This is a genomic window from Micromonospora echinospora, from assembly GCF_900091495.1.
GTDB classification, from domain to species: Bacteria; Actinomycetota; Actinomycetes; order Mycobacteriales; family Micromonosporaceae; genus Micromonospora; species Micromonospora echinospora.
Genome location: NZ_LT607413.1, coordinates 1,241,155 through 1,257,257, shown reverse-complemented (window position 1 = coordinate 1,257,257; position 16,103 = coordinate 1,241,155). Strand labels below are relative to the sequence as shown.

The following is a 16,103-nucleotide window of genomic DNA, read 5'->3' as shown; positions in this document are numbered from 1 at the left end:
GCTGGACCGGTCCCCTTCTCGGCGTCCTGGCCGTAGTAGGCGGACCGACCGCCCGGCGGGCCGGACCGGTCAGCGCAGCCGGGCGGCGGCGTCGCTGAGGAAGTCGCCGAGGGCGGACGGGGAGTCGATGGTCAGGTCGGCGGCCCGGGCGACCTCCTGCCCGGTCTCCGGGTTGGCCACCGCGACGCAGACCCCGACGAACTCGGGATCGGCGGCGGCCCGGGCGCGCAGCGCGGTGAACGCCTTGATGTCGGAGACGTCGTCGCCGAAGTACCAGGCCCCGGCGGCGGAGCGGACCGCCTCGTCGATCACCATGCCCTTGTCCCGGTCGACCGGGGGCTTGAGCTCCAGCACCATCCGACCGGCCTGCACCCGCAGCCCCAGCCGGTCGGCCTGGGCCCGGCCCCAGCTCTCCACCGCCTCGGCCAGGTGCGGCGCGGTGCGGTAGTGCAGGGCGACGGAGAGCCGCTTGAACTCGACCAGGGTGCCCGGGGGAAGTTCGGCGCGGGCCAGGTCGGCCAGTTCGGCCATGGTGGGCACCCAGGGCAGGGCGGCCGGCTCGGTGACGGTCTCGCCCCCGGAGTGGCTGTGCTCCAGCCCGTAGAGGCCGTAGAGGTCGATGCCGACGAGCCCGCCGAAGTGGTCACGCAGGAACTCGACCGGGCGGGCGGAGACGATCGCGACCCGCCGTACGACGGGGGCGAGCGCCTCGAGCGCGGCGAGGACCTTCGGGGCGGGCTTGACCGCGTTGGGGTCGTCGTCGACCGGGGCGAGTGTGCCGTCGAAGTCGAAGAAGAGGACGTACTCTCCCGCCCGCTCGGCGGTCGCGGCCCACGCGTGGGCGGCGTCGAGCGGGCTCTTCGGCTCCTGGTTGCCCAGATTCAACGGCGGCACGCGCGTCAGCGTACCCCTCGAAGGGCCGGACATTCGTGGTCGCGAGAAGCTCTCCCGGAACGCCGGCCCGCGGTCCTCAGCGTTCGGCGGCCCCGCGTCCGCGCCGCCCGAACGGCACCACCGTGGCCTCCCGCTCGTGGCTGAGCAGGTAGCCCTCGACGAAACCGGCGTTCCGGTCCCCGGTGTGCGCCTCGATGTCGTTGAGCCGGGCCACCAGGAACTCGGTGAGCGCGGTGAGCCGGTCGTTGAGCCGGTCGTAGAGCTCGGCGAGGACCGCCAGCACGACCGCCGTGCCGGCCGTGGTCAGCGCGAACAGGTTGACGACCAGGGGAAGCTGCCCGCCGTCGATCGCGCCGACCACCACGTTGCCGGTCACGGACAGTGTCACGGACACGGTCGCGACCAGGACTGCCAACCACTTCAGGGTCATGGACAGACCCCTCCTTCTGTCCCGCAGGGCTGGGTTCGGCCTTGTCCCGTCCCCCCGCCGACGACGAGCCCAAGCAGTTAGGGGGACGCTAGCGCGCGAACCCGTCGTCCGGTGCGGAACGGGGATTTCCCGGTCCGGGTTCTTTTCGCCATCTGAGGAACTAGCCGGCTTGTTTGTCCGGATCGCGGGTGTTGTTGGGAAGTATGGGGCGATAAGCGAGGTATCGAACGGTTTCTCGGATGTGGAACTTCTCAAGATCCGAGACGCCGGGATCGACCAGGCGGCGTAGCAGCGCCTCGACGTCCGGGTCCATCGGCGGGGTCTCCGGCCGGCGACGGGCCGGGCCGGTCCGGTCCCAGCCGAGGGCGGCGAAGGCCCCCGCCGGGTCCAGCCCGAGCCCCTCGCAGAAGGAGACCACCCGTGCGGCCTCGGGGTCACTGCTCCAGTCGCCCCGGACCCACCGGTTGATGGTCTGCCGGGAGACGCCCGTCCGGCGGGACACCTCGGTGCCGCTCCAGGCCCGGGCCGTCCGCGCGTCGTCGAGCGCCCGACGCACGAAGTCGGCGAATTCGATCTTGCGCGCATGGGCGTGGGTCACCCGACGACGGTACGACCGGCCGTCTGCCGCGTCGTCGTGAGACGCGCTCTTGTCACGTGTATGTGACATCCTCTTCGCATTCGACAGCTGTCGAGCGGGGTGCTCCCAGGTGCTCCGACGTGGGCGAACGATCGATCACCGAGTGTGGTCCCAAAAGCACCGGGAGCTGCTACTGTCACGCCCATGGGACAATTTGCGGTGTGCGGCGTGCCCGGGATGGCCTGTCCCGGAGGGGCCGCGCACCAGGTACGAGGGAGGTGTGGTGACTGAACTCGCAACCCGTGCCCAGGCGTTCGGCCTGGTGGCGGAGGGAGTGGCCGCGGGTCTGAGTGCCCCGTGGCGCCTCTACCTCGCCCGAGGGAGCCGGCACGTCTCGCTGAACGTGGCCGATCGCGTCGAGTGGGACGCCTGGCGTGCGCACCTCGGCTGCCCGGAGTTGAGCGTCCGGGTCTACGACGCCGGAGGCGAGATCCGGCGCACCTCGGTGGCGGAGGTCCTCCTCGACGGCTGCCGGATCAGCGTCGAACTGGTCGAGGAGGTCGGCACCGACGACCTGGACCGGCTGCTCGTCGCCGATCCCACCCGGCCCGGACCGGAGGAGCGATGACGTCCCGCCCCGGCCCGAGTGACGCCGGAGCCGCCGGATGAGCCCCTTCTTCGCGGTCTTCCTGGTCCTGCTGCTCGGTTCGACCAGCTACGCGGCCGGACGGCTGCACGGCCAGCTCAGTTACCGGATCGGGTACCGGTTCGGCTACCGCCAGGGCTACTTCGACGGGGACCGGGGCGCGTGGAACCGCAGGCGCCGGGAGGCGCAGGTGGCCCTCGCCTCGGCACTGGCCGTCCCGTCCGGTCCCGCCGTCCGGGCCGGTGTGCCGGTCACCCGGACGGGCACCACGTACACCGGCTCGGCGTTCGCGGCGGGCGGAACCACCCGGGGGGTCGCGGCCGAGCCGCACCCCCGAGGACGTCAGCCGGGCGTGGCGGTCGGCGTCGGCCGATCCACCGTGACCGTCGGCGCGGGCCAGTCGACCGTGACCGTCGGCGGACGGTACCCGACCGGGACGCTGGCCGGCCGGCACGGCTGAGCCGACGAGACCGCCGCCCGGCGGACCCGGCGCGTCGCCCGCGACGCGTCGTGGACCCGCGTCCCGTCCCCGGGGCGCGGGACCGGGGCCGGCCGGGGTGCGCGCAGGGGGCACACATCCCGGCCGGCGTCCCCGGAGGCGCGTGCCCACAGCCCGTCCCGGGGTGGGTGCCACGGGGTCTTCCCCGGTCTCCCGCCGAGGCCGCTCCGGTGGCCGTCGACGCCGTCGACATACCGGTCGAACAGGATGTTCGTGCACTGCTCGATTGAGATCCATCTTCGCCTCTAGCCGGAACGGGCGCGGCGACGCTAGCGTCTAGTCATGGCGCGGGGTTCTCCCGGGCCAGCCGGCCAGCCCGGATCTGCGACCTCGCGCACGGGGCCCGCATCCGACCCCGTGTCCCCGGGCACCGGAGGAGGCGGAACGCGGGTGGCGGGTGCCCATCCGTCGGAGCAGGCCTGTGACGACTCGTCGTACCCCCGCCGGTGGCGATCAGACCCCGGCCGCGACCACGACCACCCGCCGGACGTCCCGGAGCCGCCGTGCGGCGACGGCGCCCGCCGAGCCCGGGGAGCCCCGACCAGAGGTCTTCGTCCTGGACACCTCGGTTCTGCTCTCGGACCCTGCGGCGTTCCACCGGTTCGCCGAGCACGAGGTGGTCCTCCCCCTCGTGGTGATCTCCGAGTTGGAGGGCAAGCGACACCATCCGGAACTCGGCTGGTTCGCCCGGCAGTCGCTCCGCATGCTCGACGAACTGCGGATCACCCACGGCCGGCTGGACCATCCGGTGACCGCCAACGACGAGGGCGGCACGCTGCGGGTGGAGTTGAACCACACCGACGACCGGGTGCTTCCGCCCGGGTTCCGCACCGAGTCCAACGACGCCCGGATCCTCGCCGTGGCGCTCAACCTGGCCGCCGAGGGGCGGCGGGTGACGCTGGTCAGCAAGGACATGCCGCTGCGGGTCAAGGCCGCCGCCGTCGGGCTGCGCGCCGACGAGTACCGGCACGGCCAGGCGAGCGATCCGACCTGGACGGGCATGGCCGAGCTGGAGGTCGCCGAGGAACAGGTCGGTCAGCTGTACGGCGGCGAGACGCTCGACCTGGACGGCGCGGCCGGGCTGCCCTGCCACACCGGCCTGGTGCTGCACTCGGGCAACGGCTCGGCCCTGGCGCGGGTCCAGCCGGACAAGACCGTCCGGCTGGTCCGGGGCGACCGGGAGGCGTTCGGCCTGCGCGGGCGTTCGGCGGAGCAGCGGATCGCCCTGGACCTGCTGCTCGACGAGTCGGTGGGGATCGTCTCGCTCGGCGGTCGGGCGGGCACCGGGAAGTCCGCCCTGGCGCTCTGCGCCGGCCTGGAGGCGGTGATGGAACGCCGCCGGCACCGGAAGGTGGTCGTCTTCCGTCCGCTCTACGCCGTGGGCGGCCAGGAACTGGGCTATCTGCCCGGCTCGGAGGCGGAGAAGATGTCGCCCTGGGCCCAGGCGGTCTTCGACACCCTGGGCGCCGTGGTGCACGAGAACGTGCTGGAGGAGGTCACCTCCCGGGGCATGTTGGAGGTGCTGCCGCTGACCCACATCCGGGGTCGGAGCCTGCACGACGCGTTCGTCATCGTGGACGAGGCGCAGTCGCTGGAGCGGGGGGTGCTGCTCACCGTCCTGTCCCGGATCGGCCAGGGCTCCCGGGTGGTGCTCACCCACGACGTCGCCCAGCGGGACAACCTCCGGGTGGGGCGGCACGACGGGGTGACCGCCGTCATCGAGGCCCTGAAGGGGCATCCCCTCTTCGCGCACGTCACGCTCAGCCGTTCGGAACGGTCGCCGATCGCGGCGATGGTGACCGATCTCCTGGAGGACATCCCGCTCTGACTGTCGCTTAGGCCCGTTTTTACCACTATTTGCATAGTGGCGCAGGTCACATTTGCGGCGTGTGGTTTCCCAACGGTCCCATGGTGCGCGATGGTGTCCCACGAGCGCCCGCGCACCAGAAAGATCGTTGGTGGTCATTCGTCACAGGGGCCGGGAGTCACCGGCCCACGGTGCCGGCGGTGACCGGCACGGTCGGGGCGCTCACGGCGCGGGTCCGCCCGGTGCTGACCGGGATCGGCCGCGCCGTGTCCTTGCCCCCGATGAAGGGACCTCTTCGTGAGTCGGCTGTGGAGCCGGTTGGGTGCCCGAACCGCCGCCGTCGCGTTGCTCTCCGTGGGCGTCGCCGGCGGCTTCTACTTGGGCGAAGACCGCCAGACCCGGCCATCGGACCCGACCGCGCAGGTCGGCCAGGTCGAGATTGAGCAGTCGCGGTACGTGCAGACCGAGCACGTCGTCGAGTCCGCCAGGTACCAGACCGAACTGCTGCACGCGCAGCGGGCCGAGGCCGCCGCCGAGATGGCCGCCCGTAAGGCCGCCGCCGAGCGTGCGGCCCGCAAGAAGCGCGAGGCCGAGGCGAAGGCCAAGGCGGAGGCCGAGGAGGCCGCCAAGGAGGCGGCGGAGAAGGCTGCCTCCAAACCGTACGACGGCCCGATCCCGGCCTCGTGCAACGAGTACAGCGGGAACCGGAAGACCGGCTGCGCCATGCTGCTCAACTCCGGGTTCGGCATCGACCAGATGCCCTGCCTGGACCGGCTCTGGAAGAAGGAGAGCGGCTGGAACCACAAGGCCGAGAATCCCTCCTCCGGCGCGTACGGGATCCCGCAGGCGCTGCCGGGCAGCAAGATGGGCTCGGTCGGCGACGACTGGCGGACCAACCCGGCCACCCAGATCGAGTGGGGCCTCGGCTACATCAAGGGCCGGTACGGCACCCCGTGCAAGGCCTGGGCGCACTCCCAGGACACCGGCTGGTACTGATCGCCCGGAACTGATCCGGCGGGGATGGGTGGCGCTGTCACCCATCCCCGCCGTCGTCTGCGCGGAGGGTGAATCCGCAGCCCGACGGGCAGGTGTGGGTGGCGGTCCGCCGTCAGAGCTGATAGCTACTTGTGGGTGACTTTCGACGGCGGCTCGTCGGGCGACCCCAACCGGTTCGGCAGTGAGGCGTTCTACGCCTCGCTGGGCCGGGCCTTCGTCGCCATGTGCGCGGTGGTACCGGTGCTCTTCCTCGTCGAGGCGCTGGATGTCTGGCTGGGCGCCGGCTTCGACCCGGCCGCCGGGATCATCCCCAAGCGCATCGACGGGCTGGACGGCGTCTTCTTCTCGCCCTTCCTCCACCACGGCTTCGACCACCTCTACAGCAACAGCATCCCGCTGATCCTGCTCGGCACCTTCGTGCTCGCCGCCGGGGTCCGCCGCTTCCTCTGGTCGACACTGGTGATCATCCTGGTCAGCGGTCTGGGCGTCTGGTTCACCGGATCGCCCAACTCGATCGTGGTCGGCGCCAGCGGAGTGATCTTCGGGTACCTCGGCCTGTTGCTCACCCGGGGTGTGGTGGAGCGCACATGGTGGAACTTCGCCGTCGTGCTCCTGGTCGGCCTCCTCTACGGCTGGCAGTTGGTCGGCATCCTCCCCACCGACGAGCGAATCTCCTGGCAGGGGCACCTGTTCGGGTTGGTCGGCGGAGTGCTCGCCGCAGTGCTCTTCCGCCGTCGGCCCGGGGTCGACGCGGGATATCCGCTCACCACCTCGTGAACGTTCCGTACGGGAGGTGCTTGCTCAGCGCAACCGTCGCCCCTACCGTCTGAATCGGCATGTGTTGATCCCCGGGCGGAGAGTGACGGTACGCGGATGCGAGAGGTCGATGTCGCCATAATCGGGGCCGGTCCGTCCGGCCTCTTCGCCGCCTACTACGCCGGGTTCCGGGGACTGTCGGTGGCCGTCGTCGACGCCCTGCCCGAGCCGGGCGGGCAGATCGCGGCGATGTATCCGGAGAAGATGATCTACGACATCGCCGGGTTTCCCGCGATCAAGGGGCGGGACCTGGTCGCCAACCTGGTCGCGCAAGCGGCCACCGCGACACCCGAGTACCTGCTCGGCGTCCGTGCCGAGCACCTGGAACACCAGGACGGCAAGCCCGTGCTCACCCTCGTCGGCGGCGAACGGCTGCACTGCGGCGCGGTGATCATCACCGGTGGGCTGGGCAGCTTCACCCCGCGTCCGCTCCCGGCCGCCGTGGGCTTCGTCGGCACCGGGCTGGTCTACTTCGTTCCGCAACCGACCGACCTGGCCGGCCGGGACGTGCTCATCGTCGGTGGCGGTGACTCCGCCTTCGACTGGGCGGCAGCGCTGGCCCCGCTGGCCCGTTCGGTGACCCTGGTGCACCGGCGGGAGCGGTTCCGCGCGCATGCCGCCACCGTGGCCCGGGTCCGTGAACTGCCGGTCCGGATCGTGGTCAACGCCGAAGTCACCAAGCTGCACGGGGACACCGTGGTGACCGGCGTTGACGTCGCCGTGCGCGGCGGGGTCGCCGAGACCATGCCGGCGGACGCGGTGATCGCCGCGCTCGGCTTCACCGCCGACCTGGGGCCCCTCGTCGACTGGGGGTTGCGGCTGGACCGGCGGCACATCGTGGTCGACAGCGCGATGGCCACCAACCTGCCCCGGGTCTACGCCGCCGGGGACATCACCGAGTACCCCGGCAAGGTCCGGCTGATCGCCACCGGCTTCGGCGAGGCGGCCACGGCGGTGAACAACGCGGCGGTGGCGATCGACCCGGCGGCGCACCTCTTCCCCGGTCACTCCTCCGACGGCACCTGACGCTCCACCCCTGGTCAGGGGAGGCCGATCAGGTCGGCCATCAGGGTGATCTGGTGGTCGAAGTAGTCGTCCCGGTGGGGCAGGGCGTTGTTGATCCGGCCGAAGATCTCGAAGCTGATCAGCCCGAAGAGCTGGGTCCAGCCGGCCATGCCCCGGGCCAGCAGCGCCTCCGGCATCCTGGTCTGCAGGGCCGCGCCGACCTCGGCGAGGTCGGTTCGCAGCGGCTCGGGCAGTTCGTCCGGAGGTGCGCTCAGCCGTCCGCTGGCGAGCCCGTCGTGCAGAATGCCGACCAGGGCGGCCGGCGGGCGCTGGGCCGGTCCGACGGTGTCGGCGGGGGCGGAGTACCCGGGCACCGGGCTGCCGTAGAGCAGCGCGTACTCGGCCGGGTGGGCCAGCGCCCAGTGCCGGGCCGCCCGGCAGCAGGCCGTCCAGCGTCCGCGGAGGTCGGCCGGGTCGTGGTCCGTGTCGGCCGCCTCCACCGCCGCGCCCAGCGCGTCGTACGCCTCGATGATCAGCGCGGTGAGCAGCTCGTCCCGGCTGGGGAAGTAGCGGTAGACCGCCGAGGAGACCATGCCCATCTCCCGGGCCACCGCGCGCAGCGACAGGTTGGCGCCGTCGGTGGCGAGATGTCGACGGGCGACGGCCTTGATTTCGGCGATCATCTCGGCACGTACCCGGGCGCGGATGGAGGGTGCGGGCATGGGTCCACTCTGCCATGGCGAGAGCGGCATCCAAAACAAAGAGCACTGCTCTTGACGGAGTGCGCTGGTCGGGCGCAGGATGGGAAGGCCCAATGAGAGCGGTGCTCTCTGAGTGAAGCGCTGTTGCGAAAGGTGGCCGCCTGTGTCCACTCATGTGATCGTTGGTGCCGGGCCGGTCGGTCTCGCCACCGCCCGGCTCCTCGCCGACCAGGGATGCCGGGTGCGCCTGGTCAGCCGACGCGGCCGGGGACCGGAGCACCCGGCCGTCGAACGGATCGCCGCCGACGCCGCCGACGTCGACCGGCTGACCGCCCTGACGCAGGGAGCGGTCGCCCTCTACAACTGTGCCAACCCGGCGTACCACCGCTGGCCGACCGACTGGCCCCCGATCGCGGCGGCGTTGCTGGCGGCCGCCGAGCACACCCGCGCGGTGCTGGTCATCGCCGGCAACCTCTACGGGTACGGTCCGGTCACCGGGCCGATGACCGAACAGACGCCGCTGCGGCCGAACAGCGTCAAGGGGTCGGTACGCGCGCGGATGTGGACCGAGGCGCTGGCCGCACACCGGGCCGGACGGATCCGGGCCACCGAGGTGCGTGGCTCGGATTACCTCGGGGCCGGCGCGCACTCCGCCGCCACCACGCTCGTGCTGCCGCGAGCGGCGACCGGCCGGCGGATCGCCGTACCGGCCGACCCGGACGCCCCGCACAGTTGGACGTACGTCGGCGACATGGCCCGTACCCTCGTCACGGTCGCCACCGACGAGCGGGCCTGGGGCCGGGCCTGGCACGCGCCGAGCCCGCCACCGATCTCGGTACGCGGTCTCGCCGCGCGGGCGGCGGCCCTGGCGGGTGCCCGACCGCCCCGGATCACCCGGCTGCCCGCACCGGTGCTCACCCTCGGTGGCCTGGTCAGCCGGGAGATCCGGGAGATCCGGGAGATCGCCTACCAGTTCTACCGGCCATTCGTGCTCGACTCGACCGCCGTCACCGGGACGTTCGGGCTGACCTGCACCCCGCTCGACGAGGCACTGACCGACAGCCTGCCTGCGCTGGCCGCCGCCGGCCCGCCCACCCCCGTCCGCTGAGGCGGGCTCTCCGCTCCCCGATGTCCACACACCCGGGTTGTGGGTGGTTGCGGCTGGCGTTGGGTGGTTGCAGGGGTCCCCTGCTCGGCAAAAAGCGGTAACAGGGGTCCCCTGCTACCACCGCAGCGGTGCGCGGCGTGCCCGCGAGCAGTTCGGCGGCGTACGGGTACCCGCCACCGTCTCAGCGGCGTACCGGTGGGCCGAGCGCGGCGATCAGCACGGCGACCAGGGTGAGGGCGGCCCCGAGCAGGGTGGCCGGCCCGGGGTGCGAGGCCGCCGTGGGCAGCAGCACGTCCAACAGCACCGCCCCGACGATCTGGCCGGCGATGGTCGCCAGTCCGAGCAGGAGCACCCCGGTGAACCGGACGACCGCCGCCGCGAGCGCGATGAACAGGATGCCGATCGGACCGCCGAGGTAGAACCAGGGTTCGGACGGGAACCCGCCGGTCGGCAGACCGCGGACCAGCAGGTCGACGGCGAGCGTCACGAGCAGCGCCAGCGTCCCGACCGCGAAGTTGACCAGCGTGGCGGTCAACGCGCTGCCCGAGGCCGCGCGTACCTGGCCGTTGACCGCCTGCTGCCAGGCGATGGCGATCCCGCCGAGCAGGGGCAGCAGAGCCAGGGCCAGCGTGCCCGGGTCGCCCAGCCGGTCGCCGACGGCGATGAGCACCGCCACCACGGTCAGCGCCGCTCCGGCCAGCCGGTTGGCCGTGACCGGTTGGCGGCCGGTCGGACCGAGACCGGCCCGGTCCACGGCGAGGCTGCTGCCGGTCTGGCCGGCCACCACCGCGACGGTGAAGACCGCCACGCCGAGCGTGCCGATGGTGAGCCCCTGCGTGGCGACCAGCAGGGCGCCGCAGACCCCGCCGAGGCACTGCCACGGGCGCAGGGTCCCGGCGGCGAGGGCGCTCCGCAACCGGCGCAGTCCCCGCCGCCCGGCCGGGACGACGGGGACCAGCACCAGCAGGACGAGCAGCCCCAGACCGAACGAGACCACCGCGGCGGCGATGCCGTCGCCGAGGCGTACGCCCAGCTCGCCGTTGATCCGCGACTGGAGTGCCACGGCGAGGCCGGAGAGGACGGCGAGCCCGACTCCGGTGACCCGCAGCGCCGCCGACGGCACCGCGTCGGCCCGGGGCGGCGCGGTCACTCCTGTTCGGCCAGGGGACGGCCGTCGAAGTCGATCGCCGAGTAGAGCGCCAGCTTCTCCAGACGGTGGTACGAGTCGATCACCCGGATCGTGCCGCTCTTGGACCGCATCACGATCGACTGGGTGTACGCCCCACCGGCCCGGTAGCTGACCCCGCGCAGCAGGTCCCCCGAGGTGACGCCGGTGGCCACGAAGAAGCAGTTGTCCCCGGTGACCAGGTCGTCGGTGGTGAGCACCCGGTCGAGGTCGTGACCGGCGTCGAGGGCCTTGGCCCGCTCGGCGTCGTCCCGGGGCCAGAGCTTGGCCTGCATCATCCCGCCCATGCACTTCAGGGCGCAGGCGGCGGTGATCCCCTCCGGGGTGCCGCCGATGCCCATCAGCACGTCGACGTCGGATTCGCCCCGGGCGGCGGCGATGGCCCCGGCGATGTCACCGTCGGAGATGAACCGGATGCCGGCCCCGGTCCGGCGGATCTGGCCGACCAGGTCGTCGTGGCGCGGGCGGTCGAGCACGCAGACCGTCACGCCGGAGACGTCGGTGCCCTTGACCTTGGCGATCCGGCGCAGGTTCTCGGTGACCCCGGCGTCGATGTCGACCACGTCCGCGTACGCCGGCCCGACGGCGAGCTTCTCCATGTAGAAGACGGCGCTCGGGTCGAACATCGCGCCCCGTTCGGCCACCGCCAGCACCGCCAGGGCGTTCGGCATGCCCTTGCTCATCAGCGTGGTGCCGTCGATCGGGTCGACCGCCACGTCCACCTCGGGGCCGCTGCCGTCACCGACCTCCTCGCCGTTGAACAGCATCGGGGCGTTGTCCTTCTCGCCCTCGCCGATCACCACGACGCCCCGCATCGGGATCGAGTTGATCAGTTTGCGCATGGCGTCGACGGCTGCCCCGTCCCCGCCCTCCTTGTCGCCCCGTCCGACCCACCGCCCGGCGGCCATCGCCGCCGCCTCGGTGACGCGGACCAGATCGAGGGCGAGATTTCGGTCGAGATCCTGGGGGATCCGCGTCCTGGTGTTCGTCATGACGGCTTCCTCCTCGCGACGGTGCGGGGTGGACCGGCGGGATGCGGCCGTCGCCGCCGCCGGCTTTGTCACTGATCCTCACATGATGGCCAGCGAAACGCCCTCACACGGTGGTCAACCTAACGCCGTCGTGGGGGCGTGGTGGCCCGGAACCGGCTGACCCGGAAGCTGCGAAGATAGAGGGGTGGAGACCGCAGACCGCGTACCCGCCGATTCGACCCCGCCGGACGGCCAGCCGCCGCTGACCCCGCCCGGGCCGGCGACGACCCCACCGCAGGGGCAACCGCCGGTGCCCGGCGGCGGGCCGGCGGGACGTTCCGGACGTTCCCCGAAGGACATGGCGATCTCGCTGCTGGTGCTGCTCGTGCCGATCGCCCTGCTGCTCGCCTTCTACCGGGGTTTCCTCGGCGGCGAGGAGCCGACCACCGTCGACCCGGCCCCCGCCGTCGAACAGGCCCGGGCGGCGAACGTCTTCCCGGTGGCCGAACCGTCCGGTCTCGGTTCCGACTGGCAGACCATCACGGCCCGGTTCCAGCAGACCGAGCAGGGGGCGAGCCTGCGCCTGGGCTACCTGACGCCGGAGGGACGCGGCGTCCAGCTCGTGCAGAGCAACGTGCCGGTGGAACGGCTCCTGCCCCAGGAACTCACCGACCAGAGCCAGCCGCAGGGCGCGCTCGACCTGGAGGGCCGGAGCTGGCAGCGCTACACCGCCCGGGGCAACGAGCGTGCCCTGGTGCTGCTGGAACCCGCACGGACGGTGATCGTCGTGGGGGACGCGACCGAGAACGAACTACGCGAGTTGGCCGACTCCGTACGGTAGGGTGCGCGCCGGACCGGGTAAGTAACCCCCGGACGGGCACCCCCGTTTCCCGGTATCCCCCTTTCCGGCGCCGGTGTCGCGCCGGACGACAACTGGAGACGTCCACGTGAAGATCCGACGGTGGAGCGCCGGCGTCCTCGCCGCCTCCCTGCTCGTACCCGGCCTCACCGCCTGCAAGTCCGACGGTACCGAGTCGACGGCCGAGCCGGCCGCCAGCGGTTCCGCGGCCTCCTCGGCGGTCCCCTCGGACGCGAAGGAGGCGCTGCTCGCCTCGACCAAGGAGATCAGCAAGGGCAACTTCAGCTTCACTATCAACGGTGGCGAGCTGAACGGCGCCGGCAAGGTGCACGCGCCGACCAAGAGCGCCGAGATGTCGATGACCGGCGGCGACGCCGCCTCGGCCGACCTCACCATGGAGATGCATCTGGTCTTCATCGACACCGACAGCTGGGTCATGGTGCAGTTCGGCGGCGCGATGGCCACCGCCATGCCGAAGCAGGCCACCTCCGGCAAGTACCAGCACCTCGACCGGTCCCGGATCAAGGGCATCGACCAGTTGGAGTTCAGCTTCGACGACGTCGACCCGGCCGGCAGCGAGGCGCTGACCAAGGCGATCACCGAGGTCCGCAAGACCGGCGACGGGCTCTACGCGGGCACCATCGACGCCACCAAGGCCACCGACTCGGACATGCTCGACGCCGACGTGGTGAAGGCGCTCGCCGGCCAGGCCTCGGCGGTGCCGTTCACCGCCAAGCTCGACGCCCAGGGCCGCCTGGTCGAGCTGGGCCTGGAGGTGCCGGCCGCCGGGGACAGCGCGGCGCAGAACCTGGTCGTCACGTACGCCGACTACGGCACGACCACCCCGGTGCAGAAGCCGCCGGCGGACCAGGTGGTCGAGGCGTCCGACGACGTGTACGAGATGTTCAAGTAGGCACCCCACGAACGGGTGCGGGGCGGACGCGGTCCGCCCCGCACCCGTTTCAGGCGTCGGCGTCCTGGCGGGCGGCGTCGATCCGCGCGCGTGCGCCGTCCAGCCAGTGCTGGCAGATCTCGGCGAGCCGCTCGCCCCGTTCCCAGAGCGCCAGCGACTCCTCCAGTGACGTACCGCCGGCCTCCAGCCGTTCCACCACCGAGGCCAGCTCGGCGCGGGCCTGCTCGTAGCTGAGGTTCTCGGGGTTCTTCTCCGCAGTCATCGCCTGCCATCCCACCACACGCGGCTCAGTCGTCCACCGTCGCGGCGAGTTCACCGGCGGCGAGGCGTACCCGCAGCGGGTCCCCGGGGGCTACCTCGGTCGCCGCCCGGACGACGTGCCCGTCGGCGCGCTGCACGATCGCGTAGCCACGGTCCAGGGTGGCGGCGGGGGAGAGGGCCCGCAGGCGGGCCAGGGTGTGCCGCAGGTCGTTCTCGGCGGTGCCGAGCCGGTGGTCCAGGCAGCGGCCGGTCCGGGCGCGCAGCGCGGCCAGGTCGGCGGCCCGCTGTTCGACCATGACCTGTGGGCGGGCCAGCACCGGACGGGACCGGAGCAGGTCGAGCCGGTGCGACTCCCGGTCGACGAGGTTGCGGACCGCCCGTTCCACCCGGTGCCGGGCCTGCCGGATGAGGCGCACCTCCTCGGTGAGGTCGGGCACGACCCGCTTGGCGGCGTCGGTCGGGGTGGAGGCGCGCACGTCGGCGACGTAGTCCAGCAGCGGGGTGTCGGTCTCGTGGCCGATCGCGCTGACCACCGGCGTACGACAGGCGAAGACCGCCCGGCAGAGCGCCTCGTCGGAGAAGGGCAGCAGGTCCTCGATGCCACCGCCGCCCCGGGCGATGACGATCACGTCGACCGACGGGTCGGTGTCGAGCACCTTGAGCGCGTCCACGATCTGCGGCACCGCGCCCGGTCCCTGCACCGCCACGTTGACCGTGCGGAACTCGACCGCCGGCCAGCGGCGGCGGGCGTTGGTCAGCACGTCCCGCTCAGCGGCGGAGGCCCGGCCGGTGATCAGCCCGATCCGGCCGGGCAGGAACGGCAGCCGGCGCTTGCGGGCCCGGTCGAAGAGCCCCTCGGCGGCGAGCAGCTTCTTGAGCTTCTCCAGCCGGGCCAGCAGCTCACCGAGGCCGACCTGACGGATCTCGTCGGCGCGGAGGCTGAGCGTGCCCCGGGCGGCGTAGAACTCCGGCTTGGCGTGCAGCACCACCCGGGCGCCCTCGCGCAGCTCCGGCGCGCCCGCGTCGAGCACGTCCCGGTTGGTGGTGACGGTGAGGCTCAGGTCGGCGGACGGGTCACGCAGGGTGAGGAAGACCGTGGAGGCGCCCGGCCGCCGGCTGATCTGCGCCACCTGCCCGTCGACCCAGACCCAGCCGAGCCGGGCGATCCAGGCCCCGACCTTCTGGCTGACCACCCGGACCGGCCACGGCTCCTCGGCCGTGCTCCGGGGCACCCCGCCACCCTCGCCGCCCGCGTTTCCGGCACTCTGACCACTCACCCGCCCACCCTAAGCCCCACCCGGACCACCCCCACCCGGCGCCGCCCCGCAGCCCCGCGCGCCCGTTCCGCCACAGGCCTCCCCGGCCGTGGCGACGGGTGCCACACGAAGTGCGCCCCTGTCGGCGGCACGTACGATGGGCGGGTGACCGAGGCTCAGGCGACTCCCCAGACCGGCAAGCGCGTGCTCCTGGCGAAGCCCCGTGGCTACTGCGCCGGCGTCGACCGCGCGGTGCAGACCGTCGAGGAGGCGCTCACGCTCTACGGTGCCCCGATCTACGTGCGCAAGCAGATCGTGCACAACAAGCACGTCGTGCAGACGCTGGAGGCCAAGGGCGCGATCTTCGTCGAGGAGAACGACGAGGTCCCCGAGGGCGCGACCGTCATCTTCTCCGCGCACGGCGTGGCCCCCGAGGTGCACGAGCAGGCCCGGGCCCGATCGCTGCGGGCCATCGACGCGACCTGCCCCCTGGTCACCAAGGTCCACCACGAGGCGAAGCGGTTCGCCGCCGAGGACTACGACATCCTGCTGATCGGGCACGAGGGGCACGAGGAGGTCGTCGGCACCACCGGCGAGGCCCCCGCCCACATCCAGCTCGTGGACGGCCCCGAGGACGCCGACCGGGTGACCGTGCGTGACCCCGAGAAGGTCGTCTGGCTCTCCCAGACCACGCTGTCGGTGGACGAGACGCTGGAGACGGTGGCCCGGCTGAAGAAGCGGTTGCCGATGCTCCAGTCCCCGCCGAGCGACGACATCTGCTACGCCACCTCCAACCGGCAGCAGGTGGTCAAGGAGATCGCGCCGCAGTGCGACGTGGTGATCGTCGTCGGCTCGCGCAACTCCTCGAACTCGGTCCGCCTGGTCGAGGTCGCGCTGGACGCGGGGGCCCGCGCCGGCTACCTGGTCGACTTCGCCTCCGAGATCGACGACGCCTGGCTGGCCGGGGCCCGTACGGTCGGCCTGACCTCCGGCGCGAGCGTCCCGGACGAGCTGGTGCAGGAGGTGCTGGCCCACCTCGCCGTCCGGGGCTTCGCCGACGTGGAGGAGATCGTCACCGCCAACGAGCGGCTGACCTTCTCCCTCCCGCAGGAGCTGAAGCGGGACATGCGGGCCGCCGCCGCTGCCCGGAGCTGACCGTCCCCCGGCGGTTCGGGGAG

At 72.4% G+C, this 16,103-nt stretch carries 18 protein-coding genes; 10 read left to right on the top strand and 8 right to left on the bottom strand.

Going from position 1 to position 16,103, the window contains the following annotated elements:
• Positions 1–69 precede the first annotated feature (69 nt).
• The 3 genes from otsB to GA0070618_RS05565 form a co-directional block, all read right to left on the bottom strand.
• Complete coding sequence (gene otsB, locus GA0070618_RS05575; protein WP_088980682.1) at positions 70–894, bottom strand: trehalose-phosphatase; 825 nt, start codon at positions 892–894, stop codon at positions 70–72.
• Between the two features lie 76 nt (positions 895–970).
• Complete coding sequence (locus tag GA0070618_RS05570) at positions 971–1,324, bottom strand: hypothetical protein (RefSeq protein WP_088980681.1); 354 nt, start codon at positions 1,322–1,324, stop codon at positions 971–973.
• Positions 1,325–1,484: 160 nt separating this feature from the next.
• Positions 1,485–1,991, bottom strand: a complete 507-nt coding sequence (locus GA0070618_RS05565; protein WP_088980680.1) for a helix-turn-helix domain-containing protein — start codon at positions 1,989–1,991, stop codon at positions 1,485–1,487.
• Positions 1,992–2,184: 193 nt separating this feature from the next.
• Here GA0070618_RS05565 and GA0070618_RS05560 point away from each other — a divergent pair, with 193 nt between their 5' ends.
• From GA0070618_RS05560 to GA0070618_RS05535, 6 genes are all read left to right on the top strand, one after another.
• On the top strand, positions 2,185–2,529 hold the full coding sequence (locus GA0070618_RS05560) for a hypothetical protein (RefSeq protein ID WP_088985306.1): 345 nt from the start codon (positions 2,185–2,187) through the stop codon (positions 2,527–2,529).
• A gap of 37 nt (positions 2,530–2,566) precedes the next feature.
• Positions 2,567–3,007 (top strand): hypothetical protein, encoded by a 441-nt coding sequence (locus tag GA0070618_RS05555; RefSeq protein ID WP_088980679.1) that lies wholly within the window; start codon positions 2,567–2,569, stop codon positions 3,005–3,007.
• Positions 3,008–3,467: 460 nt separating this feature from the next.
• Entirely contained in the window at positions 3,468–4,874 is a 1,407-nt protein-coding gene (locus tag GA0070618_RS05550; RefSeq protein ID WP_088980678.1) for a PhoH family protein, read from the top strand.
• Between the two features lie 276 nt (positions 4,875–5,150).
• Entirely contained in the window at positions 5,151–5,849 is a 699-nt protein-coding gene (locus GA0070618_RS05545; protein WP_088980677.1) for an aggregation-promoting factor C-terminal-like domain-containing protein, read from the top strand.
• 135 nt (positions 5,850–5,984) lie between these two features.
• A complete protein-coding gene (locus GA0070618_RS05540; RefSeq protein ID WP_088980676.1) occupies positions 5,985–6,626 on the top strand; it encodes a rhomboid family intramembrane serine protease in 642 nt (213 codons plus the stop codon).
• Positions 6,627–6,722: 96 nt separating this feature from the next.
• Positions 6,723–7,691 (top strand): NAD(P)/FAD-dependent oxidoreductase, encoded by a 969-nt coding sequence (locus GA0070618_RS05535; protein ID WP_088980675.1) that lies wholly within the window; start codon positions 6,723–6,725, stop codon positions 7,689–7,691.
• A gap of 14 nt (positions 7,692–7,705) precedes the next feature.
• On the opposite strand, the gene GA0070618_RS05530 is transcribed toward GA0070618_RS05535, so the two are convergent.
• Positions 7,706–8,392: a TetR/AcrR family transcriptional regulator gene (locus tag GA0070618_RS05530; protein WP_088980674.1), complete on the bottom strand. Its 687-nt coding sequence runs from the start codon at positions 8,390–8,392 to the stop codon at positions 7,706–7,708.
• Positions 8,393–8,534: 142 nt separating this feature from the next.
• Here GA0070618_RS05530 and GA0070618_RS05525 point away from each other — a divergent pair, with 142 nt between their 5' ends.
• Positions 8,535–9,479, top strand: a complete 945-nt coding sequence (locus GA0070618_RS05525; RefSeq protein ID WP_088980673.1) for an NAD-dependent epimerase/dehydratase family protein — start codon at positions 8,535–8,537, stop codon at positions 9,477–9,479.
• A 181-nt stretch (positions 9,480–9,660) separates the two neighbouring features.
• On the opposite strand, the gene GA0070618_RS05520 is transcribed toward GA0070618_RS05525, so the two are convergent.
• Both GA0070618_RS05520 and glpX read right to left on the bottom strand, forming a co-directional pair.
• Positions 9,661–10,602: a DMT family transporter gene (locus tag GA0070618_RS05520; protein WP_088985305.1), complete on the bottom strand. Its 942-nt coding sequence runs from the start codon at positions 10,600–10,602 to the stop codon at positions 9,661–9,663.
• A gap of 23 nt (positions 10,603–10,625) precedes the next feature.
• Entirely contained in the window at positions 10,626–11,657 is a 1,032-nt protein-coding gene (gene glpX, locus GA0070618_RS05515; protein WP_088980672.1) for a class II fructose-bisphosphatase, read from the bottom strand.
• A gap of 184 nt (positions 11,658–11,841) precedes the next feature.
• Between glpX and GA0070618_RS05510 the strand changes: the two genes are divergently transcribed.
• Positions 11,842–12,477 carry a DUF4245 domain-containing protein gene (locus tag GA0070618_RS05510; protein ID WP_088980671.1) on the top strand — a complete coding sequence of 212 codons (636 nt, stop codon included), beginning with the start codon at positions 11,842–11,844 and terminating at the stop codon, positions 12,475–12,477.
• A gap of 106 nt (positions 12,478–12,583) precedes the next feature.
• Positions 12,584–13,408 carry a hypothetical protein gene (locus tag GA0070618_RS05505; protein WP_088980670.1) on the top strand — a complete coding sequence of 275 codons (825 nt, stop codon included), beginning with the start codon at positions 12,584–12,586 and terminating at the stop codon, positions 13,406–13,408.
• 49 nt (positions 13,409–13,457) lie between these two features.
• Here the strand turns inward: GA0070618_RS05505 and GA0070618_RS05500 are convergent, their stop codons facing one another.
• Together GA0070618_RS05500 and xseA are read right to left on the bottom strand one after the other, a co-directional pair.
• Positions 13,458–13,670: an exodeoxyribonuclease VII small subunit gene (locus GA0070618_RS05500; protein ID WP_088980669.1), complete on the bottom strand. Its 213-nt coding sequence runs from the start codon at positions 13,668–13,670 to the stop codon at positions 13,458–13,460.
• A 25-nt stretch (positions 13,671–13,695) separates the two neighbouring features.
• On the bottom strand, positions 13,696–14,946 hold the full coding sequence (gene xseA / locus GA0070618_RS05495) for an exodeoxyribonuclease VII large subunit (protein ID WP_197701720.1): 1,251 nt from the start codon (positions 14,944–14,946) through the stop codon (positions 13,696–13,698).
• A gap of 144 nt (positions 14,947–15,090) precedes the next feature.
• Between xseA and GA0070618_RS05490 the strand changes: the two genes are divergently transcribed.
• Entirely contained in the window at positions 15,091–16,080 is a 990-nt protein-coding gene (locus GA0070618_RS05490; RefSeq protein WP_088980667.1) for a 4-hydroxy-3-methylbut-2-enyl diphosphate reductase, read from the top strand.
• Positions 16,081–16,103 lie beyond the last annotated feature (23 nt).

What these genes read in the sequence shown, in the direction of transcription:
- GA0070618_RS05565 (WP_088980680.1), bottom strand. Translation starts at nt 1,991, where the DNA reads ATGTCACATACACGTGACAAGAGCGCGTCTCACGACGACGCGGCAGAC.
- GA0070618_RS05500 (WP_088980669.1), bottom strand. Translation starts at nt 13,670, where the DNA reads ATGACTGCGGAGAAGAACCCCGAGAACCTCAGCTACGAGCAGGCCCGC.
- GA0070618_RS05555 (WP_088980679.1), top strand. Translation starts at nt 2,567, where the DNA reads ATGAGCCCCTTCTTCGCGGTCTTCCTGGTCCTGCTGCTCGGTTCGACC.
- GA0070618_RS05535 (WP_088980675.1), top strand. Translation starts at nt 6,723, where the DNA reads ATGCGAGAGGTCGATGTCGCCATAATCGGGGCCGGTCCGTCCGGCCTC.
- GA0070618_RS05570 (WP_088980681.1), bottom strand. Translation starts at nt 1,324, where the DNA reads ATGACCCTGAAGTGGTTGGCAGTCCTGGTCGCGACCGTGTCCGTGACA.
- glpX (WP_088980672.1), bottom strand. Translation starts at nt 11,657, where the DNA reads ATGACGAACACCAGGACGCGGATCCCCCAGGATCTCGACCGAAATCTC.
- GA0070618_RS05530 (WP_088980674.1), bottom strand. Translation starts at nt 8,392, where the DNA reads ATGCCCGCACCCTCCATCCGCGCCCGGGTACGTGCCGAGATGATCGCC.